This window comes from Streptomyces alkaliterrae (assembly GCF_007097205.2).
GTDB lineage: Bacteria > Actinomycetota > Actinomycetes > Streptomycetales > Streptomycetaceae > Streptomyces > Streptomyces alkaliterrae.
In genome coordinates this window covers 1-21077 of the sequence record NZ_VJYK02000070.1, presented here as the reverse complement: position 1 = coordinate 21077, position 21077 = coordinate 1, and the positions used below count along the sequence as shown (strand labels likewise).

Here is a 21077-nt window from a genome sequence, read left to right as displayed (position 1 = left end):
GGGCGGTGGTCTGCCGGCGGGGGTGACGGTAGTCGACGCGGCCGGTGTCGCCCTGGGTGGGCGCCTGCCGGGACTCGCCGGTACCGGTCGAGGGGCCGGGTCCGCCGCCGGCCGCCGGGTCCGGGGCGCCGGACGCCGGCTCGGCGTCCCGGTCGGGCTCGCCGCGGCCCGCGGCACCGCGACCCGCACCGCGTCCGGGAGGCGCGGCCAGGGAGCGGGCCATGCCGCCGGCGACGGCCTGGTGCATGCGCTCGGCCAGCTTGTCGGGCTCGCTCAGCCCCTGGTCCGCGAGGAGGGCGGCGAGGCCGTCGGCGTAGCCCTGGCCCACCGCGCGCACCTTCCAGGTGCCCTGGCGGCGGTACAGCTCGACGGCGATGAGGGCGGACTCGCTGCCCAGTCCGACGATGGTGTAGCTGGCGATCTCCTTGCCGTCCGCACCGGTGACGGCGACAAACGGCGCGGCGAGCGGGCCGAAGGAGAGCGGGCCGCCCACGCCCTGCGGCAGGGCGAGCAGTACCCGCGCCTGTTCCACGCCGGCCGGCAGCGCCTGGAGGTCGACGGCGAGGCGGTGGAAGGCGGCGGCCTGCCGGGAGCACTCGAGCCCCGGCAGGTTCGGGGCGCCCGGGTGGGCCACCCGACCGGCGTCCGAGGTGCGGCCCGCGGCGTCGACGAGCACCGCCCCGGCCAGTACCGGGTCGCCGGCCGAGATCCGTATCTCCAGTCGGCTCTCCGGCAGGGCGTGGTTCTGCCCCCGCACCAGCTCGGCCGTCATCGTCGCGCCCCTTCGTCGCTGCCGCCGCCACCACTGGGTGTCGCGTGCTCGTCGCTCGTGTGCTCGTGTCATCCCGGTTTCCACACCGGGGTTGCGCGGTCCGCTCGTGGACGGGCGGACCGGAACAGCTGTGGCCCGGCGGGCTGCGCCGGGCCACACGTCCGCGCGCCCGTTACAGGTGCGGCAGGATCGCCGGCATCAGGTCCTGGAAGGTGCGGCCGTTGGCCGGCTCGCCGATGGCCTGCATCGACCAGCCGTTGCCCTGCCGCTGCACCTTCGCCATGATCTGCGCCGTGTACTGGCCGCCGCCGGCGAGCGTGTAGCGGGCCAGCTCCTGGCCGTTGGTCTCGTCCACCAGGCGGCAGAAAGCGTTCTCCACCTCGGCGAACGTCTGGCCGGTGAAGGAGTTCACCGTGAAGACGATCTGGTCGATGTGCACCGGCACCCGCTGCAGGTCGACGAGGATGGCCTCGTCGTCCCCGCCCTGGCCGGCGCCGCCCACCAGGTTGTCGCCGGTGTGCGTCACGGAGCCGTCGTCGCTGGTGAGGTGACGGAAGAACACCACGTCGACCGGCTGCTTGTCAGCGAAGAGCACCGCCGACGCGTCGAGGTCGATCTCCTTGGTGCGCTTACCGAACAGCCCACGGCGGGCGGCGGCCTGCCAGCCGAGACCCATCCGCACCGCGGTCAGGGTGCCGCCGCCGGACTTCTCAAGACTGATCGCCTGTCCCTTGGACAAGTTGACCGACACGCGTGTTCCCCTCTCGACATACCCACGCCGCCGTCTCCCGACGGCTCCTGAGAACCCTACGCACTGGCTCTGACAGACCCCACCGGGTCCCCCGGTTTTGTGGCGGTCTTGCAACATGGCCCGGTACGCGCGCGCCCGGCGCGCGCGGGCGCGACCCGTCCGGCCCACGCGCGCCGCGCACCCGGCGGACGCCCGCTCCGGAGATACCCGCTCAGGAGATGCCGGCCTCCCGCATCTGCCGCAGCTCCTTCTTGAGTTCGCCGACCTCGTCCCGCAGCCGGGCGGCGACCTCGAACCGGAGGTCGGCGGCGGCCGCGCGCATCCGCTCGGTCATCTCCTCGATGAGGGCGGCCAGTTCCTCCGCCGGCTTGTCGGTGGAGACGATCGCGCCGTCGGCCTTCGCCCCCCGGCCGGCCTTGCGGCCGCCCTTCGCCTCGGCGACGGCGTCGGCGGCGACCCTGGCGGCACGGCTGTCCCGGCCGAGGTCCGGCACGGGGGCCTTGGCCCTCCGGGCATCCTCCCGCTCCTGGCGGTAGCCGGTACCGAGCAGTTGTTCGGTGTCCAGCTCCTCGCGTGCGATGCGCTCGACGATGTCCCCGATGCGCTTGCGCAGCGGCTGCGGGTCGATCCCCTTCTCCTTGTTGTAGGCGATCTGCTTGGCGCGCCTGCGGTTGGTCTCGTCGATCGCCCTGGCCATGGCCGCGGTGACCTTGTCGGCGTACATGTGGACCTGGCCGGAGACGTTCCGCGCGGCCCGGCCGATGGTCTGGATGAGGGACGTGCCGGAGCGCAGGAAGCCCTCCTTGTCGGCGTCCAGGATGGCCACCAGCGAGACCTCGGGCAGGTCCAGGCCCTCCCGCAGCAGGTTGATGCCCACCAGGACGTCGTACTCGCCGGCGCGCAGTTCGCGCAGCAGCTCGACCCGGCGCAGCGTGTCCACGTCGCTGTGCAGGTAGCGCACCTGGATGCCCAGCTCCAGGAAGTAGTCCGTAAGGTCCTCGGCCATCTTCTTGGTGAGCGTGGTGACCAGGACGCGCTCGTCCCGCTCGGTGCGCAGCCGGATCTCGTGGACCAGGTCGTCGATCTGGCCCTCCGTCGGCTTGACCACGACCTCCGGGTCCACCAGGCCCGTCGGCCGGATGATCTGTTCGACAACGCCGTCCGAGCGGGACAGCTCGTAGTTCCCCGGGGTCGCCGAGAGGTAGACCGTCTGGCCCGTGCGCTCCAGGAACTCCTCCCACTTCAGCGGCCGGTTGTCCATCGCGGAGGGCAGCCGGAAACCGTGGTCGACGAGCGTGCGCTTGCGGGAGGCGTCGCCCTCGTACATCGCGCCGATCTGCGGCACCGTGACGTGCGACTCGTCGATGACCAGCAGGAAGTCGTCGGGGAAGTAGTCGAGCAGGGTGTGCGGCGGCGAGCCCGCCTCCCGGCCGTCGATGTGCAGCGAGTAGTTCTCGATGCCCGAGCAGCTGCCGATCTGCTGCATCATCTCCAGGTCGTACGTCGTCCGCATCCGCAGCCGCTGGGCCTCCAGCAGCTTGCCCTGCCGCTCCAGCGTCTCCAACCGCTCCTGGAGCTCGCGCTCGATGCCGGCGATCGCGTGCCGCATCCGCTCCTCGCCCGCCACGTAGTGCGAGGCGGGGAAGATGTAGACCTCCTGGTCGTCCGTGACGACCTCGCCGGTGAGCGGGTGCAGCGTGGACAGCGCCTCGATCTCGTCGCCGAACATCTCGATCCGCACGGCCAGTTCCTCGTAGACGGGGATGACCTCGATCGTGTCGCCGCGCACCCGGAACGTGCCCCTGGTGAATGACGCGTCGTTGCGGGAGTACTGGATCTCCACCAGTCGGCGCAGCAGCGCGTCCCGGTCGATCTCCTGACCCACCTTCAGCGGGACCATCCGGTCGACGTACTCCTGCGGCGTACCAAGACCGTAGATGCACGAGACGGAGGCCACGACGACCACGTCCCGCCTCGTCAGCAGCGAGTTCGTCGCACTGTGCCGCAGCCGCTCGACCTCCTCGTTGATCGAGGAGTCCTTCTCGATGTACGTGTCGGATTGCGGTACGTACGCCTCCGGCTGGTAATAGTCGTAGTAAGAGACGAAATACTCGACAGCGTTGTTCGGGAGGAGTTCGCGGAACTCGTTGGCGAGCTGGGCCGCCAGCGTCTTGTTGGGCGCCATCACCAACGTCGGGCGCTGCAACTTCTCGATCATCCACGCCGTAGTGGCCGATTTGCCGGTGCCGGTGGCACCGAGCAGTACGACGTCCTTCTCCCCTGCCTCGATACGTCCGGCCAGCTCGGCGATGGCCGTCGGCTGGTCGCCGCTGGGCTGGTAGGGGCTGACTACCTCGAAAGGCGCCACCTTGCGTGTGATCTCGGATACGGGCCGCATGTCATCCACCGTACGGCCCACCACCGACAAAGTTCAGCGCACGGCCATCCGACACCCACCTGCCGCCCATCCCCGCGTCGGGTGCGGCGGTGACGCTCGTCCTGGGCCGGTCCGGAGGGTCGGAGCGGCCCTCGCAGGCCCCGTCACGCACCAGCAGACGTGAGGAGATCTTGTGCCCCTTCGCCCCGCAACCGTTCTCACCGCCGCGTTCCTGGGTGTCCTGGCGCTGGTCCTCACCATCGGCCCGGCCCAGCCGCTCCAGCAGGCGGCCGCCGGCCCGGACACCCCGCCGACCCGGACGGTCGCCGAACGGGTGTCCGCCGTACCGCTGCCGACCACCGCGGCGCCGGACGAGCGGCTGCCCCGCGGCGCGGTCGGCGTCCGGGTGATCGCCCACCGGGGCGCCTCCGCGTACGCCCCGGAGAACACCCTGGCCGCCGCCGACAAGGCCCGGGACCTCGGCATCGACTGGGTCGAGAACGACGTCCAGCGGACCCGCGACGGGGAACTCGTGGTGATGCACGACGAGACCCTGGCAAGGACGACCGACGTGGAGCGGGTCTTCCCCGACCGGGCGCCCTGGAAGGTCTCCGACTTCACCGCGGAGGAGATCGCCCAGCTCGACGCGGGCAGCTGGTTCTCGTCCGAGTACGCCGGGGAGAAGGTGCCGACCTTCTCGGAGTTCCTCGCGCGGATGACGGAGAACGGCCAGAAGCTGCTGCTGGAGCTGAAGAAGCCCGAGCTCTACCCGGGGATCGAGCGGGAGGTGCTGAAGGAGCTGCGCGACCAGGGCTGGCTGAACTACAGCAAGCGCCGCGACCTGGTGGTGCAGAGCTTCAACGCGGACTCGGTCCGGGTCGTGCACCAGCAGGCCCCCCGGGTGAAGACCGGTTTCCTGGGCACTCCGCCCGTCTCGCAGCTGCGTGACTACGCGCGGTTCGCCGACCAGATCAACCCCCGTCACACCACCGTCACCAGGGAGTACGTCGACGCGGTCCACCGGCTGCGCGGCCCGCAGGGCCAGCGTCTCGAGGTGTTCACCTGGACCGTCGACGACGCCGCGACCGCAAGGCGACTTGTCGACATGGGTGTGGACGGGATCATCTCCAACCGGCCGGACGTGGTCAGGGACGCCGTCGGCGGCCGGGCCGGCGGCTGACACTCCTCCGGCGACACCCGTGCGGACGCCGCCCGCCCCGGCAGACAGCCGGGGCGAGCGGCGTTGTCGGTGGCGGGCCCTATGGTCGTCACATGACCGGGAACCCGTCCTCGGATGTCTCCTGGACCGTCCGGGAGTACCCCGTCGGTCCGCTGCTGCTCGCCGCCTCGGCCACCGGGCTGGTGACCGTCGCCTTCCACGCCCGCGACGCGGTGCTGGCACGTGCGCTCGACAGGCTCGCCGACCGGTTCGCCGCCGCGCCGGTCGAGGCCCCGGAACAGCCGTTGCTCGCCGCGACCGCCGACCAGCTCGACGAGTACTTCGCGGGCGCGCGGCGTGTCTTCGACCTCCCGCTGGACTGGGCGCTGGTCTCCGCGTTCCACGCCCGGGTGCTGCGCACCCTGTTCGACACGGTCCCGTTCGGGGCCGTCGTCGAGTACGGCGAGCTGGCCCGGCGGGTGGGGGAGCCGGGTGCCGCGCGTGCGGTCGGCGTGGCGATGGGCGCCAACCCGCTGCCGGTGATCGTGCCCTGCCACCGGGTCGTCGCCAGCGGCGGCGGCATAGGCGGCTTCAGCGGCGGGCTGGAGACCAAGCGCACGCTGCTCGCTCTGGAGGGGGTGCTGCCGGAACCGCTGTTCCCCTGAGGTCAGGGGAGGGAGGCCGGTCGGCGGCGGGCCGCAAACCCCGTGCGGTCGCAGGTCGGGGCCTGGCAGACTTCCGCCGTGGACGACCCCGTGGACGACATAGCCCCCGCACGGCCATCGGCGGACCGAGTGCCGAGACGCCCGCGCCCCGCGGCACTCGTGGCCCTCTCGGAACACGATCTGCCCGCCGTACGCCGCCGCACGACGGCCGTCCTGGTGGCCAGCCAGGTGCTCGGCGGACTGGGCGTGGCGACGGCCATCGCGCTCGCGGCGGTGCTCGCGGAGGAGATCAGCGGGTCCAGCGCGCTCGCCGGACTGGCCACCACCTCCTCGGTCATCGGCACGGCTCTGCTGTCGCTGCCGCTGGCCTCCCTGATGGCCGCCCGGGGGCGGCGCGCGGGCCTCACTCTCGCCTACCTGCTCGGCGCCGCCGGGGGCGCGGTGGTGGTCCTGGCTGCGACGGTCGGCAGCTTCCCGCTGCTGTTGGCCGGTATGACGCTGTTCGGCGCCGGTTCCTCCGCCAACCTCCAGGCCCGGTTCGCCGCCGCCGACCTGGCCGAGCCGGCCCACCGGGCGAGGGCCATCTCGCTGGTCGTGTGGGCGACCACGGTCGGCGCGGTGACCGGGCCGAACATCGCCGCGCCGGCCGGGCGCAGCGCGCGCGAGCTGGGCCTCCCGGAGGCCGCGGGTCCGTTTGTCTGGGGCACGCTGATCTTCCTACTGGCCGCCGCTCTGGTGTGGGCGCTGCTGCGGCCCGACCCGTTGCTGACCGCGCGGGCGCTCGCCGGCGATGCCGAGGGCGACAACCGCGCGGACCGGTCGATCCGCGCGGCGCTGGCGGCGGTCGCCGCCTCGCCGCGCGCCCGGCTCGCCCTGGTCACCATCACCGGGGTGCACACCGCGATGGTGTCGGTGATGGTGATGACCCCCATCGACCTGCACCACCACGGCGCCGACCTCCAGCTCGTCGGCCTCGTGATCAGCGGGCACATCGCCGGGATGTACGCCTTCTCGCCGCTACTGGGCTGGCTCGCCGACCGGCTGGGGCGGCTCAGTGTCATCGGGCTGGCCGTGGCCCTGACAGGTGGGGCCACCGCGCTGGCCGGCACCGCCGGCGGCCACCACACGCAGAGCGCGGCGGGCCTGTTCCTGCTGGGGCTCGGCTGGTCGGCGGGCATGGTGGCCTGCTCCGCGCTGCTGACGGACAGCGTGCCGCAGCCCTCCCGGGCGGGGGTGCAGGGCCTGTCCGACCTTTCGATGAACGCGGCGGCCGGGGCCGGCGGCGCGCTGTCCGGGCTGGTCGTCGCCCAGGCCGGGTACGGCTGGCTGAACGCGCTGGCCGCCGCCCTGCTGCTGCCGGTCGCCGCGCTTGTCGTGCTCGACGTGCTCGGCAGGCGGGCGTCAGCACCGGAGCCGGCGGACGCGTCCGCCGCCTCGGGTGCGGACACGTCCGGGCCGGGTTAGGTCCTGTCCGGCGGATCCGCTGGACAGGTCACTAGCGCGGGTAGAGCCGGAAGCCGAGTGCCTGCCGCCCGCCGGTCTGCTCCGCCATGCCCTCGAGCACCCCGTTCAGGAAGGTCCTGGCGTACTCCGCCGGTTCCTCGTCGCTGAGGGCGCTCAGATAGGCGCGGTGCTCGGCCAGTGAGGCGACGGCCCGTTCCACGTCCCGGTCGGTGACCTCCTGGACGTGCGTCGGGTCCGGCGCACCGGCGGCGGCGACCCACCGCACGCCGTTCCAGGGCCTCAGGCCCTGCTCGGCGAGCTGCTCCGGGAAGATCCAGCGGTTGCCGGCGTCCATTGCGGCGTCCAGGGTGCAGCGGCCGACGGCCCGGTGATCGGCGGAGTTCCAGTAGCCAGGGCCCCAGGTGTCGGTGTGGGTGAGCATCACGACGAGCTCCGGGCGGTGGCGGCGGATGGCGCCGGCCAGGTCGCGGCGGAGCGCGATCCCCTCCTCGATCACCCCGTCCCTGTGGTCCAGGAACTCCACCTCGGACACCCCGACGACCGCAGCGCTCGCCTGCTGCTCGGCCACCCGGACCCGTGCGGACTGCCCGGGTTCGAGGTCGTCGATACCGGCCTCGCCGCGGGTGGCCAGCAGATAGCGGACGTCCTTGCCCTGGTCGGTCCAGTGCGCGACGGCCGCCGCCGCGCCGTACTCCAGGTCGTCGGGGTGCGCGACGACCGCCAGTGCGCGCTCCCAGTCCTGCGGCATGTCCTCCAGCTTTCGGGCCTCTTGTCGTTCGGCCACGTGTGCCCTCCTCGGGTGGTCCCTGTCGCGCCGTGCTGTCAAAACGATCGTCACACAGCACGCTGGTGGTGGGGGCCGGAGGCGCGACCGGCGCGTCCTTCGGCCGACCGCACGTCAGGAGCCCACGGCGAAAGGCAGCATCATGGCCCAGACCACCGAATCCCACCGCGCGAACCGCGCCTCCCTCGGCCACCGCATCCGGTACGCCGCCCGGCACCCCGAGCGGGTGCCGCCGTATCTGCGCCGCCTGGTGCGCGACCTGCGGCTGCGCGGGCAGGCGGGCCGCGACCACATCGCCTACTACCGCGCCGTGATGAAGGACGACACCAGCCGCAACCCCGAGGCGGCGGTCGGCAGCGCCACGCACGACCGCTGGCTCGCCCTGGGCCAGATGCAGTTCGACTTCCTCACCGCGAACGGTCTCACGCCCGCGGACCGGATGCTGGAGATCGGCTGCGGAAACCTCCGCGCCGGACGGCTGTTCATCGACCACCTCGGCCCCGGGCAGTACCACGGGATCGACATCTCACCGGACATCCTGTTGGCCGCGCAGGAGACTGTCGCCGAGTACGGGCTGCGCGAGAAGCTGCCGTATCTGACGCTGGTCCGTGATCTGCGGCTGGCCCATCTCCCGGACGGCTACTTCACGGTCGTGCACGCGCACAGCGTCTTCTCGCACTCCCCGCTGGAGGTGATCGACGAGTGCTTCGCGCACGTCGGCCGGGTACTGGCGCCGGGCGGGTTCTTCGACTTCACCTACAACCGCACCGACGGCACCGAACACCAGGTGCTGCGGGAGGACTTCTACTACCGCACGCGCACGCTGCTGTCGCTCGCCGAGTCCTACGGGCTGCGCGCGCACCCGATGCCGGCATGGGACGAGCTGCCGCACAAGCAGTCGCGGATCAGGGTGCGCCACACGGAGTGAGCGGCGGGCGGGCCACGGCGTTCCACCCGGCTCGCGGCCCGGGCCGGTTGCGCCGTCCGGCCGGTACCGGCGCTCCGAGCGGGTGACGCGTCCGGCGCGGCTACCGCCGCGCCGCCACCAAGGGCCGATGAGTGGAGTAGTCATATCGTCCACTGAACGGGGGTCAGATGGTGGCACGGTTCGGCACCGTCACCGGCACACGCGTCGCCCTGGCACTCGCGCTCGCCCTCGTCCTGCTCGGCGGCGCGGCGGGCTGCGCCGGCCAGCCACCATCGACGCAGGCTCCAGGTCGGCACCCCACACAGTCGGCCGAGAGTGGGCAGAATCGTTCCGGCACCACGGCCGATCGGCCGGCAACCACCGGCTTCACCCTGGTGGCGACCGGCGACATCCTGCCGCACGACTCGGTGATCGAGCAGGCCCGCCGGGACGCCGGCGGCCGCGGCCACGACTTCCGAAGGATGCTGTCCGGCGCGGCTCCCGCGATCGCCGGCGCGGACCTGGCGATCTGCCACATGGAGACCGTCTTCGGCGCGGCCGACGGACCCTTCAGCGGCTACCCGACCTTCCTCACCCCGCCGCAGATCGCGCAGGCGGTGCGGGACACCGGCTACCACTCCTGCTCCACGGCCTCCAACCACACCCTGGACGCCGGCCGCGCGGGTGTGGTGCGAACCCTCGACGCGATGGACGCCGCCGGGCTGCGGCACGTCGGCTCCGCGCGCTCGGCCACCGAGCGGGCGCGCCCGCCGATCCTGCGCGCCGGCGACGCCCGCGTCGCCCACCTCGCGTACACCTACGGCAGCAACGTCAGCCCCGGCACCGACCCCGTCCGGATGGCCAAGCCGAAGTCGTGGCTGGTCAACCTCATCGACCCGGACCGGATCATCGCCGACGCGAGGGCGGCCCGACGGTCCGGCGCCGACGTCGTGGTGGTGAGCACGCACTGGGGAACCGAGTGGCAGGAGGAGCCCGACGAGGACCAACTACGGCTGGCCGACCAGCTCACCGCGTCCAGGTTCCACGGCCGCCGGGACATCGACCTGATCATCGGCACCCACGCCCACGTTCCCCAGGCCTACGAGAAGGTCAACGGCACCTGGGTCGTCTACGGGATGGGCGACCAGCTCGTAGGTGAGATGAGCGATCCGCGCGGCGCCATGGGCAGCGCCGCCCGGTTCGCCTTCGCACCGCCGAAGCGGCCCGGCGGCGCCTGGCGGGTGACCCGCGCGGAGTACGTACCGCACCTGGTGGTCAACCGGCCGCGCGTGGACATCGTCAACCTGGCCCGCGGCCGGGGCCGGGCGGACGAGCCCGGCGAGTACCGGCGGGCACGGGAGCTGATCAGCCGGGCCGTGCTCAGCCGGGGCGCCGCCGACGACGGGCTGGTGATGGGGCGCTGAGCACGCCGCGCCCGTCCGACCAACCGCCCGTCCGTTCTGCCGTCCGTCCTGGCAGGGCGCTCAGCGCCAGCCGTAGCGTCGCCGCAGTCCGCGTACGACCCCGGCGAACCTGGTCACCTCCAGGGCGCAGGCCTCCCGGCGCATCCCGGCCGGATGGATCCGCAGCAGCCGGTCCAGATCGACCCAGCTCTCGCGGCCGGCGGAGTCCCAGGGGCCGCTGCCGATGCCCACCCACTCGTGGTCGTCGTCCCGCCGGCGGCTGGTCAGCTGCACACCGAGCACGGTGTCCCCGGCCTCCCTGGCGATGATCAGCACGGGGCGGTCCTTGCCGCGACCGTCGTTCTCCTCGTAGGGCACCCAGGTCCAGACGATCTCGCCCGGGTCGGGCTCGCCGTCGGGGTCGGGCGCGTACTCGGTGCGCACCGGGCCGACGGTGGTACCGGACACCTCCCGGGTGGCGGTCGGGCCGGTGCTGCCGAGGGGCGGCGGGGCGTCAGCGGCGTTGTCTGTCACGGTTGTTCGCGGGTTCACCGGGCACACGGTACTGCGCCGCGGTGACGGGTCGGCAGGCGGTCCCCCACCACCGGTCGGCGCGTCCCGGGAGCGCCGTGCTCCCGGGACGCGCCGGCCTCAGACCCGCGGGCGGCGGACCCACAGATAGCCGCCGACGGCCGCCAGCGCGCCGGCCACTCCCCCGCCGGCCGTCCACAGCCAGCGGTCCGACCACCAGGACCCGGACCAGCCGCCGTCCGGCTCGGCCAGCTCCAGCGTCCGGCGATCCGCCTCCGCGTCGCCCTCGGTACCGCCGGTGCCGCCGGTGCCGCCGGTGCCGTCTGCGGCGTCACCCCCGGCAAGCGCGGTGCCCGCGTGCAGCGAGGGCACCAGCGGGCCGCCGAGGTCGCCGCCGCCCCGGCGGGCGCCGCCGGCGGAACCGGCGTCGACCTCCACCGAGACCTCGATCGGCAGCCCGCGGTCCTGCTCCGGCAGGCCGACGGCCGCCACCCGCACGAAGTACGCGCCGGGCAGCGGGTCTTCGGACCAGGTGTCGGCCCACGGCTGCACCGGCCGCAGCGTGCAGCGCAGCCGCACCTCGGCCACGTCCTGCCGCGCGGTGCGGGTGTGGGTGCCGGTCGCGCAGGGCTGCGCGCGGCGCAGTCCGTCGTGCAGCGAGAGCTGCCAGCGGGACGTGCCGCTGCGGGTGGAAGACTCCGGCAGGCGCACGGTCGCAGAGACCGTGGGGCGCTGGCCCGCTCCGGCGCCGAACGCCCAGTACAGGTAGTCGCTGCTGGACGCCGCCGCCTTGCCCTCCTGCCCGGGTTCGAGCACGGTCGCGCCGCGGAAGGTGGTGCCCGCCTCGGTCACCGCGCCGCCGTCGTCACCGCTGTTCCCGCCGTTGTCGCCGTCCGCGAGCGCGGGGGCGGCGCCGCCGATCAGGGCGGTGGCGGCGAGCGCGGCGGCGGCCGTCCAGGTGCGCAGGCGGTGGGCACGCCTCGGACTTCTGACGCGCATCAGGCCCTCCTGACGGGGTTGCGCAGGCGGCCGATCAGACCGGCCAGCAGGCCGGCGGCCAGCCCGGTCACCGTGAGCAGCAGGACCGGTATCCAACCGCGGGCCAGTCCGAAGAACGCCACATCGGCGGTGTCCGCCGCCTCGACGACGTCGACGGTGAGTTCGACGGGCAGTCCCGGAGTGCGCTGTACGGACGCCGGGGCGGAGAAGGCGTGGGAGGCCTCCAGGCACACGGTCCGCTCCTCCTCGCCGTTCCAGGGATAGCGCAGTCCGGTGGAGAGCACGTCGGTCCGACCGCTGCCGGCCTCACGTCCGCGCACCAGCTCGGTGCCACGTTCGCTGACCGCCCGCAGCAGTACCGCGTAGTCGCGGTCGACGGCCCGGTCCGCCGCGACGCTCAGCGCGGCGCGCAACTCCTGGCCGGGCTGCAACTCGACCTGGTACCAGCGGTGCTGGCCGAACTCGGCGCGGTCACTGTAGACGCCCGAGGTGAGCAGCGGGGCGTCCGCGCACCGCTCGCCGCCTTCGGCGGGCGCCGGGTTCTCCAGCGGGGTGTCCGCCGAGCGGCGCACCAACTGCTTGAGGCGGTCGGAGAGTTGGTCGGTGTCCTGGACGGAGGTGTAGGTGCCGCCGGTGGCCTCCGCGATGCAGCCGAGCTGTCGACGCACCTTGTCGTCGGCGGCAAGACCCAGCGTGTCGACGGTCAACTGGGTGCCTTTGGCGGCGAGTTCGCGCGCCACATCGCACGGGTCGGGCTGGCCGCAGGAGTCCTCGCCGTCGGTGATCAGGACGATCCGGCGGCTTCCCTCGCCGTCGCCCAGGTCCTTCACCGCGCCGCGCAGCGCGTAGCCGATCGGGGTCCAGCCGGTCGGACGCAGTGTCGCGACCGCCGTCTTCGCCTCGGTCTTGTCCACCTCCCCGACCGGGTACAGCGCCTCGCTGTCGACACAGCCCAACTTCTTGTTCTCACCGGGGTAGTTGGCGCCGAGCGTGCGGATGCCGAGGTGGACTCCGTCCGGGACCGCGTCGATGACCTCGTTGAACGCCTGCTGGGCCGCGGCCATCCGGGACTGTCCCCCGACGTCCTTCGCCCGCATCGAGCCGCTGACGTCGAGTACCAGGTTGACCTTCGGCGGCGGAGCGTCCTCGCCCACCGGCTCGGCCGCCGCACTGCCGGGCAGTCCTGCTGCCACAAGGCCGACGAGCATCGCGCAGAGCGCCGCCGCCGACCGCCTTCCTATGATCATTGGCGGATCCTATTGACCACCGGCCCGTGCGCCAAACCGGCCGACCGCGGCGCTGGTTGCCGGCCCGCCCGGACGGCGGCCCGGCAACCAGGGCCTGTCCGGCGGATCGGAGCGGGTGAAGGAGCGGCGTCTGGTGCCTGCGGTCTCAAGGCGGAGGAGGGAGTCGAAGCGGAGCTTCGGCGACCGACGACTGGGGGTACCCCCGGCCGGAGGCAGGCGGAGCGGAGAGCGCGGGTGCCCGGCACCGCGCCGCCGCTGCGACCCGCCGGACAGGCCCTAGTCGGGGGCCGAGAAGCGGTCCGGAGCCTCGGTCGGCGCCTCGCCTGGCGCCGGCAGCCGCTGGTCCGCGCAGGTGTTCAACACACCGGACATCGCCTGCTTCTCCGCGGGTGTCACCCACATCTCGTACTTCTGCTTGATGGCGATCTGGAGGGCGACGTACTCGCAGCGGTAGGACTCGTTGGCGGGCAGCCATTCCGCCGCGTCCGAGTCGCCCTTCTGCCGGTTGGCGGACGCCTCGACGGCCAGCAGGTTGAGCGGGTCGTTGGCCAGGGCTATGCGCTTGGCGGGCGCCCAGTCGGCCGCCCCCTTCTGCCAGGAGTCCGACAGCGCCACGACGTGGTCGATGTCCACCTTGCTGCGGCCGCGGGTGAACTCCACGGTCGTTCCGGTGTACGGGTCGTCGGTCAGGGTGCCGCTCTCCACCGTGCAGTCGTCGTCGGCGAGTTTCACGTCGTCGAGGTCGCGCTGGAGGATGTCGTTGCGGGTGGAGCAGCGGTTGCCGTCGATGTCGGCCCACGGCGAGCCGAACTTCCGCCGGTCGTAACCCTCCTTGCCACCCGACTCCCTGACGGTCAGCTTGGCCAGCGCGGTGACGGCGCCACCGGCCGACGGCGACGACGGGCGGCCCTCGCCCGGCTTCTCCGAGGCGGGATCGTCCTCCAGCGCACAGCCGCCGAGCAGCAGCGACGCGACGACAAGCGGCGTGGCGTATCGAAGAGTTCGGCGCGGAGCCGGGGCTGCGGACACGGAGTCGGTGGGGCGGGCGGCGGCGGGCGGGTGTCGACGGTCATGCCGTGGCCTCGGCGCGGCGCGCGGCGGAGGCGCGCCTCTCGGCGAGGTGGGGGGTGAGCCAGTCGACGACGGGGACGATGCCGTCGTCGGTCGCGAGGCTGGTGAAGACGACGGGGTTCGCGCCGCGCTGGCGTTCCGCGTCGGCCGCCATGACGTCCAGGTCGGCGCCCACGTACGGCGCGAGGTCGGTCTTGTTGACGACGAGCAGATCGGCCGTGGTGATGCCGGGGCCGCCCTTGCGGGGGATGTCGTCGCCGCTGGCCACGTCGATCACGAAGAGCTGGAGGTCGACGAGGCCGCGGGAGAACGTCGCGGTGAGGTTGTCGCCGCCGGACTCGACGAGGACGAGGTCGAGGGGGTCCAGCGTCTCCTCGAAGTGCTCGACTGCTTCGAGGTTGGCGGAGATGTCGTCGCGGATGGCGGTGTGCGGGCAGGCGCCGGTCTCGACGGCGGTGATGCGTTCGGTCGGCAGTACGGCCTCGCGGCGCAGGAATTCGGCGTCCTCGCGGGTGTAGATGTCGTTGGTGACGACGGCGATGGACACCTCGTCGCGCAGGGCGCGGCAGAGCGCGGCGACGGTGGCGGTCTTGCCGGAGCCGACGGGTCCGCCGAGGCCGACCCGCAGGGTGTGGCGGCGGCTGCCGTCCGGGCGCAGCGGCTCGGCGCTGTGGGTATGGCGCTCGGGGAACGTGGTCGGATGGTCGAGGTGCACGGCAACTCTCCTGGTGGCGAGGGGGGTTCAGGATGCGAAGAGGCGGGTGTGACGGGCGGCGTGCAGTTCGGCGGTGATGTCGAGCAGCGGGGCGGACGCGGCGGGCAGGGCGTCGACGCCCTCCTCGGCGACACGGGCCGCCGCGTCGGCGGCGCGGCGGGCGACGTCGTCGAGTTCGACGGCGAGCCGGGCGAGCAGCGCCGTCGCGTCGAGCGGGTCGAGGCTGAGCAGGCGGACCGCCGCCGAGGCGGGTCCGCCGACGCTCTCGTAGGCGGCGGCCAGCGCCGCGTCGAACGCCGTCAGCCCGGCGGCGCGGGCGGCGACGCCGAGCACGACGGGCTGGTGCGCGCCGCGCGGCCGCCCGCGGTGCAGCCGGTCGAGTTCGGGTGACGGCCAGGCGGCGCGGGCGGCGCGTGTCAGCTGGCGCCCGAGGCGGCGGCTGACCTGCCGCAGCGCCGGTACGGGCGTCCGGACGTCGGCGGCGTCGTCCAGCGTCAGGGCGTCGTGACCGGTGGCGGCCGCGCCGGCGAGCGCGGCGGCGGTGAACCCGGCGGTGTGCAGTCGGCCCCGGCAGAACGCCGCCAGGTCCGCGGCGTCGCGCACCCGGCCGGCGGTGACGGCGGCCTCGACGCCGCCGGAATGGGCGTGCCCACCGGCGGGAAGGCGGCCGTCGGCCAGGACGAGCAGGGCGGTGCGGGGCATCGGGTGAGCGGTCCGCCTTTCGCCGGTAGAGACGGCGTCGATATGGCTCAGAAGAGGAAGTACCGCTGCGCCATCGGGAGTTCGGTGGCGTAGTGGCGTCCGACGAGTCGGCCGTCGACGGTGGTGCGCACGTCGGAGGTGGTGGCGCCGCCGATGGTGACGTCGAAGGAGTCGGGGTCGATGACGATCTCCGGCAGGCCGTTGTTGTGGATCATGTCGGCCTTGGTCACGCCTCGCGTGGACCTGATCGCCCGCAGCTCCTTGCCCAGCCCGCGCTGGGCGAGCGGCCCCCCGACGGCCGCTTCGGCGACGAAGTTAACCGAGTTGGAGGCGGGCGCGCGTCCACAGGAGCCCCACACCGGGCGGGGCAGGAACGGCTGCGGCGTCGGGATGGACGCGTTGGCGTCGCCGATCTGCGCGTACGCGATCTGCCCGCCCTTGATCACCATGTGCGGCTTCACGCCGAAGAACTTCGGCTCCCACAGCACCACGTCGGCGAGCTTGCCCGGTTCGACGGAACCGACCTCGTGGTCGATGCCGTGCGTGATCGCCGGGTTGATCGTGTACTTGGCGACGTAGCGGCGGGCGCGGTAGTTGTCGGCGTCGGCGGTGTCCTCGTCGAGGTGGCCGTAACGGGACTTCATGACGTGCGCGGTCTGCCAGGTCCGCATGATCATCTCGCCGATGCGGCCCATTGCCTGCGCGTCGGAGGACATCATGGAGATCGCGCCCATGTCGTGCAGCAGGTCCTCGGCGGCCATGGTGGACGGTCTGATCCGGGAGTCCGCGAACGCCATGTCGGCCGCCACCTCCGGGTTGAGGTGATGGCAGACGATCATCATGTCCACGTGTTCCTTGACGGTGTTGACCGTCAGCGGCCGCGTCGGGTTCGTCGACGCTGGCAGCACGTTCGGGCGGCCGACGAGGCTGATCATGTCGGGCGCGTGGCCGCCGCCGGCGCCCTCGACGTGGAAGACGTGCAGACTGCGGTAGCGCTCGTCGTCCGCCTCCGGGTCCAACGTCGCGGCGAGAGTGTTGTGGACGAACCCCGACTCGTTCAACGAGTCGGCGTGCAGCGCCAGTTGCACGCCCGTCGCGTCGCAGACGCGCAGCGCGGCGTCGATGACCGCCGGTGTCGCACCCCAGTCCTCGTGGATCTTGAAGCCGAGCGCGCCGGCCGCGACCTGGTCGTGCAGCGCCTTCTCCGACACCGTGCTGCCCTTGGCGAGCAGCCCGATGTTGACGGGGAACTCGTCCAACGCCTCGAACGTGCGCTGAATGTGCCACTCGCCGGGCGTCACGGTCGTAGCCGAACTGCCCTCGGCGGGGCCTGTGCCGCCGCCGATCAGCGTCGTGACTCCGGCGGCCAGCGCCTCGTGGATCTGCCCGGGGCAGAGGAAGTGCACGTGCGTGTCGACGCCGCCCGCCGTGAGGATGCGGCCGTTCCCGGAGATCACCTCCGTCTCCGGGCCGACGACGAAGTCGCGGGCGCGCGGGTCGTCGTTGGGCCGGGGCGTCATCGTCTCCGGGTTGAACGCCTTGCCGATCGCGTGGACGCGCCCGCCCCGCAGCCCGACGTCCGCCTTCACCACGCCCCAGTGGTCCAGCACAAGCGCGCCGGTGATCACCGTGTCGACGGGCTCGCGCGGGTCGTCACGCGGGATGTGCGACTGCCCCATCGACTCCCGGATCACCTTGCCGCCGCCGAAGATCATCTCGTCGCCGGCGCGACCGGGGCCGCCACACCAGTCGTCGTCGATCCGCAGCACCAGACCGGTGTCCGCCAGCCGCACCCGGTCCCCGGTCGTCGGACCGTAGAGGTCGGCGTAACGGGACCGCCGCAGCCGGCCCGGCGGGTCCTCAGTCTCCCTGTCGGTCGTCAAGGCGCGCCTCCTCGTCGCTCTTCCCTGGCCGCAGCCCGCGCACGACGCGTTCGCCGGCGATCGGCACCAGCCGCACCTCCCGCTCGTCCCCCGGCTCGAACCGCTCCGAGGTGCCGGACGCGATGTGCAGCCGCTTACCGTGCGCGTCCTCGCGGACGAAGTCGAGCCCTTCGTTCACCTCGGCGAAGTGGTAGTGCGAACCGATCTGCACCGGCCGGTCCGAGTGGTTCCCGACCGGCAGCACCTCCGGCTCCTGCCCCTCGTTGAGCACGATGTCGTGCTCGAAGTCGTCAGGAAGCAACTCCAACTTCCCCGGGTGGACGACCACATCGGCCGTCGGCTCGTCGAACGGATCGTGGATCGTCACCAGCTTCGTCCCGTCCGGGAACGTCGCCTCGACCTGGACGTTGGAGATCATCTCCGGCACGCCGTCCATGACCTCGGCACGCCTGAGCACATGACGGCCGGACTCCATGATCTCGTCGACCGTCGCGCCCGCCCGTGCCTCCTCGTACACGTGCGACGTCAACAGCGCCATGACCTCCGGGTAGTTCAGCCGGAGCCCGCGCTCGCGCCGCCGCCGCGCGACGTCCGCCGCGACGTGGACCATCAGCCGCTCCTGCTCGTGCGGAGTCAGATGCAACGCCCTTCCCCCTTCCTCGCTCGGTCACTTCGACCCTTGCCTGCAAGCGTTTCGCGACGGTCAGATCCCCGTTACCGCCGTGTGTCCCCGCATCATGCGCCCCGCCGCCCACCGCCAGGTCCCATACCAACGGCACTTGCCCGGAACGTGTGAACCCGCAGCACCAGCGCCCACGCCCGGCGCGCAGCGCCGCACTGCGGCGCAGGCGCCCGACACGCTCACGCCCGCCGATGCCCGGCGGGCTGCCGGCGCTCTCCCGTCCGCGTCGAAGCGCGCTCGCGCCGGAGACACGAGCGCACGCCCTGCACGTCAACAGAATTGAGGTGTTCGTGCCGGATGCCACAAACGCTCGGCCAGCCTCCAGGAAGATCGCCGTGTGCGACGGAAATGGCGGTAGTCGGACTCCCCCTTGTCCTGACGAGGTGCACCGACACAGCGGCCTGGCTGAGGATCGTGGGGAACGACGGAGTGGCGGTGCACGACCATGCCGCGACGAGCTCTACTCGGCGCACCACCTCACGCCGGGCCCGGACCGGCCGAGATCGGTGAACATCGCGCGGGGAAAGACGAGGACGCTTGCCGACAAAGCTGGCGCTGCAACTCAGCAAGCCGACGAACGCCACAGCGCGCGGGCGACGCTCGTTCTGCGCTACGAGTCCGCCGACCGTCCGCGGGTCCGCCACCTCGAGTCGCGTTCGTCCTCCGAGGCGACAAACGAGCTCCCGGAGTGCGCCCCTGAAGGACGCGAACACGTGCGGCCGAAAAGGGCCTACCTGAGCGACGCCGCTCCCGGACTCAGCAATCGCGGACCGCTGGGATCTCGAACCACTCGGAGCGGCAGTGGCGAAGTATCTCGGCAACACGAGTGACCGCAACGTAGAGCCGGCGACTGGAAGCTTGGACACCATCAACATCGACCGTATATACTCACACCGCTGCAACTACTTGCAGATGGCACATCCTCAGAAGCCCTGACCAGGCTTTCTGCGAATCAGAATTATTCGGGGAAATGAACAGCACAGCCAGAATACGAACAACCGCAGTGCTGACAGCTCTCGCCATCGCGGGAACTATTCACGCGGGCTACGCACAGGCGTCGACCGACAACATCTCCAGCGACCATCTTCAGTTCGTCGAAACAGTGACAGGAACCGACGACATCGCCGCGTCCAAGGACGCAGCAGGGGCCGCTGCCGAGGCAACCGTTCCCACACCCGCCGGCAACGTCACTGTCCACGTCCCCGACACCGCAGACGGTGCAGTGCGCATGAGCACCGCCGCCGGCGCTGTCAGTCTTGGACTACCTGGCGCGGCCAGCTCTCGTGGCGCCGTATCCAGTGCCGGCACGGTGACATACCGTGACGCGCTCAAGGCTGCCGACCTCGCGGTTCAGCCCACCACAGACGGCGGCGCACGCACCCTGATCACGCTCAAGAACGACTCGGCTCCCCGTTCCTACCGGTTCGACCTCAGACTGCCGGAAGGCTCCGAGCTGGAGAAGACTCCCGACGGGGGATACCAGATCGCTCAAAAGACCGCAGACGGAGTGAAGTTGTCACTCGGCTCGGTCGAAGCCCCTTGGGCAAAGGACAAGAACGGCAACCCAGTGCCGACGAGGTACGAGATCATCAACGGCGAACTCGTACAGCACATATCGACAGACGAGGAGACGCATTTCCCCGTCGTCGCCGACCCGAAGCTGACGTACGGCGTAGGAATCTATTTCAATGCCTCCGGCGCCGAGTGGAAATCCTACGCCGCCGGGGCTGCCACCGTGGCGTACTTCACGAACCTGGCTTCATGCAATGTCCTCGACAAGATCCCACATGCAGTCGTAAAGCGCGTGGCAGGAATGATCTGTGGCGCCGTGGGACTGAAGACACTCAAGGACTACGGGAATTTCCTGAAGCACGTCGTCAAGGACAAGAGCCTCAAAGCAACCGCCTGCTATCAGACCAGGCTGATGCCCAAGAACGGCAAGCTGAGTAAAGTGAGCGCGGGTAACTGCAAGTAGCGTCCGTGTGTGCGCCTGCCACCCTTACTGAAGGAGTGAAGTTGCGTCGACCGTGGTGGCTCTGGCCCACCTCCTTCGCCTGCATCTTGGGCGTCGCCCTGTTGCTGGATCTCGCGTGGTACTGGCCCGCCGGGGCCTGCTTCGCGACGCTGACAGCCATGGATGCCGTCGAAAGGCGCGTGCTCCGACGGCCGTCGAGCGCTGAAGAGCGGACAACAGACTGAGCTATTCTGGCGATTGCTCCGGGGATCACACCACGGTGGCAGCCGGAGCAATCGTCCTGCTATGCAGTGTTCGCGACCACTTGTCACCGTGAGATCTTCGCCGGCTTGTCTGCGTTGAGGTTGTAGTGCCGTAGTGTCGCTGAGAGGCACCGGCAGACAGGGCTGGCAGAACGGGCACCGGAGACCTTTTCATCCTGCTTCGCGGCCAAGGCCGATTAGCAGGTCGCGTCGGGCTGTTCCCCTGGGGAACAGCCCGACGCGACCGCCGAGAAAGCCGAGGTTGCGCCCTTCCTGCCGGAAGTGAAGCTCCGCGTCGCCGCTCTGGACCGCGCGGACAGCCCCCGCGAGTGAATCCAACTCGCCTTGGTCCTCCGTCGTCCACTCGTATTCCGACCACTTGTAGTGGTCGATCCAGAGCGCGGCCTCTCGCTCGTCATAGGCCACCACAAGATTGGCGCCGGCCTCCGGGGCGAGCAGGACGCAGACGCCGTGTGTCTCGACCAACCGCGCCTCGTGGCCTCAGCCGCCTCTTTGCAGATCACTGCGACCGGGTGACGCGGACTATCGGAGGTTGCGTCAGTCACAGGGGTGATCCTCGCGGCTGCTCACCTTTGCCCAGCCGGCGTGTTGTGTCGTTCGCCGCCCACTGCGCGTCGCGTCAGACGCCGAAGGTGGTGAGGATCTGGTGGGCGGCGAGGGTGGCGGTGAGGGTGCCGTCGCGGACCTGCTGTTCGAGGTCGGGGGTGAGGCGGCGGACGTCGGGGTG

General features: G+C 71.7%; 19 protein-coding genes. 6 read left to right on the top strand and 13 right to left on the bottom strand.

Annotation, left to right across the window (positions count from 1 at the left end; all coding sequences use genetic code 11):
- The 3 genes from FNX44_RS09305 to uvrB all read right to left on the bottom strand — a co-directional run.
- A partial coding sequence (locus FNX44_RS09305) for a TerD family protein (protein ID WP_438948030.1) occupies window positions 1-844 on the bottom strand: 844 nt, incomplete at its 3' end.
- A gap of 100 nt (window positions 845-944) precedes the next feature.
- A complete protein-coding gene (locus FNX44_RS09300; RefSeq protein WP_143647531.1) occupies window positions 945-1523 on the bottom strand; it encodes a TerD family protein in 579 nt (192 codons plus the stop codon).
- Between the two features lie 211 nt (window positions 1524-1734).
- Entirely contained in the window at window positions 1735-3921 is a 2187-nt protein-coding gene (uvrB, locus tag FNX44_RS09295; protein ID WP_143647530.1) for an excinuclease ABC subunit UvrB, read from the bottom strand.
- 172 nt (window positions 3922-4093) lie between these two features.
- Here uvrB and FNX44_RS09290 point away from each other — a divergent pair, with 172 nt between their 5' ends.
- The 3 genes from FNX44_RS09290 to FNX44_RS09280 all read left to right on the top strand — a co-directional run bounded on the left by FNX44_RS09290 (window position 4094) and on the right by FNX44_RS09280 (window position 7188).
- Window positions 4094-5080: a glycerophosphodiester phosphodiesterase gene (locus FNX44_RS09290; RefSeq protein WP_143647529.1), complete on the top strand. Its 987-nt coding sequence runs from the start codon at window positions 4094-4096 to the stop codon at window positions 5078-5080.
- 92 nt (window positions 5081-5172) lie between these two features.
- On the top strand, window positions 5173-5724 hold the full coding sequence (locus FNX44_RS09285; protein WP_143647528.1) for a methylated-DNA--[protein]-cysteine S-methyltransferase: 552 nt from the start codon (window positions 5173-5175) through the stop codon (window positions 5722-5724).
- A gap of 159 nt (window positions 5725-5883) precedes the next feature.
- Entirely contained in the window at window positions 5884-7188 is a 1305-nt protein-coding gene (locus tag FNX44_RS09280; RefSeq protein ID WP_323369177.1) for an MFS transporter, read from the top strand.
- Between the two features lie 31 nt (window positions 7189-7219).
- Here the strand turns inward: FNX44_RS09280 and FNX44_RS09275 are convergent, their stop codons facing one another.
- Window positions 7220-7936 (bottom strand): PIG-L deacetylase family protein, encoded by a 717-nt coding sequence (locus FNX44_RS09275; RefSeq protein WP_143647534.1) that lies wholly within the window; start codon window positions 7934-7936, stop codon window positions 7220-7222.
- A gap of 178 nt (window positions 7937-8114) precedes the next feature.
- Here FNX44_RS09275 and FNX44_RS09270 point away from each other — a divergent pair, with 178 nt between their 5' ends.
- Entirely contained in the window at window positions 8115-8900 is a 786-nt protein-coding gene (locus FNX44_RS09270; protein WP_143647527.1) for a class I SAM-dependent methyltransferase, read from the top strand.
- A gap of 167 nt (window positions 8901-9067) precedes the next feature.
- A complete protein-coding gene (locus FNX44_RS09265; protein ID WP_143647526.1) occupies window positions 9068-10303 on the top strand; it encodes a CapA family protein in 1236 nt (411 codons plus the stop codon).
- 60 nt (window positions 10304-10363) lie between these two features.
- On the opposite strand, the gene FNX44_RS09260 is transcribed toward FNX44_RS09265, so the two are convergent.
- The 8 genes from FNX44_RS09260 to FNX44_RS09225 form a co-directional block, all read right to left on the bottom strand.
- The gene (locus tag FNX44_RS09260) at window positions 10364-10834 is read right to left on the bottom strand and encodes a type II toxin-antitoxin system PemK/MazF family toxin (protein ID WP_323369176.1); all 471 of its coding nucleotides are present in this window, start codon (window positions 10832-10834) and stop codon (window positions 10364-10366) included.
- A 99-nt stretch (window positions 10835-10933) separates the two neighbouring features.
- A complete protein-coding gene (locus tag FNX44_RS09255) occupies window positions 10934-11812 on the bottom strand; it encodes a hypothetical protein (RefSeq protein ID WP_143647525.1) in 879 nt (292 codons plus the stop codon).
- On the bottom strand, window positions 11812-13059 hold the full coding sequence (locus FNX44_RS09250) for a VWA domain-containing protein (protein WP_143647524.1): 1248 nt from the start codon (window positions 13057-13059) through the stop codon (window positions 11812-11814). The genes FNX44_RS09255 and FNX44_RS09250 overlap by 1 nt, the downstream gene beginning before the upstream one ends.
- Window positions 13060-13335: 276 nt before the next feature.
- The gene (locus tag FNX44_RS09245) at window positions 13336-14088 is read right to left on the bottom strand and encodes an HNH endonuclease family protein (RefSeq protein WP_143647523.1); all 753 of its coding nucleotides are present in this window, start codon (window positions 14086-14088) and stop codon (window positions 13336-13338) included.
- Between the two features lie 40 nt (window positions 14089-14128).
- Window positions 14129-14845 (bottom strand): urease accessory protein UreG, encoded by a 717-nt coding sequence (gene ureG / locus FNX44_RS09240; protein ID WP_143647522.1) that lies wholly within the window; start codon window positions 14843-14845, stop codon window positions 14129-14131.
- Window positions 14846-14872: 27 nt separating this feature from the next.
- Complete coding sequence (locus FNX44_RS09235) at window positions 14873-15547, bottom strand: urease accessory protein UreF (RefSeq protein WP_143647521.1); 675 nt, start codon at window positions 15545-15547, stop codon at window positions 14873-14875.
- A 47-nt stretch (window positions 15548-15594) separates the two neighbouring features.
- On the bottom strand, window positions 15595-17430 hold the full coding sequence (locus FNX44_RS09230; RefSeq protein ID WP_323369175.1) for an urease subunit alpha: 1836 nt from the start codon (window positions 17428-17430) through the stop codon (window positions 15595-15597).
- Window positions 17408-18073, bottom strand: coding sequence for an urease subunit gamma (locus tag FNX44_RS09225; protein WP_143647520.1), 666 nt, complete (start codon window positions 18071-18073; stop codon window positions 17408-17410). The genes FNX44_RS09230 and FNX44_RS09225 overlap by 23 nt, the downstream gene beginning before the upstream one ends.
- 1009 nt (window positions 18074-19082) lie before the next feature.
- Here FNX44_RS09225 and FNX44_RS09220 point away from each other — a divergent pair.
- Window positions 19083-20087, top strand: coding sequence for a hypothetical protein (locus FNX44_RS09220; protein ID WP_143647519.1), 1005 nt, complete (start codon window positions 19083-19085; stop codon window positions 20085-20087).
- Window positions 20088-20500: 413 nt separating this feature from the next.
- Here FNX44_RS09220 and FNX44_RS09215 read toward each other — a convergent pair whose 3' ends face one another.
- Complete coding sequence (locus FNX44_RS09215; protein WP_143647518.1) at window positions 20501-20815, bottom strand: hypothetical protein; 315 nt, start codon at window positions 20813-20815, stop codon at window positions 20501-20503.
- Window positions 20816-21077 lie beyond the last annotated feature (262 nt).

Excerpts from the sequence above, each read along its gene's own strand:
- FNX44_RS09265 (WP_143647526.1), top strand. The coding sequence starts at position 9,068 with ATGGTGGCACGGTTCGGCACCGTCACCGGCACACGCGTCGCCCTGGCA.
- uvrB (WP_143647530.1), bottom strand. The coding sequence starts at position 3,921 with ATGCGGCCCGTATCCGAGATCACACGCAAGGTGGCGCCTTTCGAGGTA.
- FNX44_RS09285 (WP_143647528.1), top strand. The coding sequence starts at position 5,173 with ATGACCGGGAACCCGTCCTCGGATGTCTCCTGGACCGTCCGGGAGTAC.
- FNX44_RS09220 (WP_143647519.1), top strand. The coding sequence starts at position 19,083 with ATGAACAGCACAGCCAGAATACGAACAACCGCAGTGCTGACAGCTCTC.
- FNX44_RS09250 (WP_143647524.1), bottom strand. The coding sequence starts at position 13,059 with ATGATCATAGGAAGGCGGTCGGCGGCGGCGCTCTGCGCGATGCTCGTC.
- FNX44_RS09235 (WP_143647521.1), bottom strand. The coding sequence starts at position 15,547 with ATGCCCCGCACCGCCCTGCTCGTCCTGGCCGACGGCCGCCTTCCCGCC.
- FNX44_RS09270 (WP_143647527.1), top strand. The coding sequence starts at position 8,115 with ATGGCCCAGACCACCGAATCCCACCGCGCGAACCGCGCCTCCCTCGGC.
- FNX44_RS09255 (WP_143647525.1), bottom strand. The coding sequence starts at position 11,812 with ATGCGCGTCAGAAGTCCGAGGCGTGCCCACCGCCTGCGCACCTGGACG.
- FNX44_RS09275 (WP_143647534.1), bottom strand. The coding sequence starts at position 7,936 with ATGCCGCAGGACTGGGAGCGCGCACTGGCGGTCGTCGCGCACCCCGAC.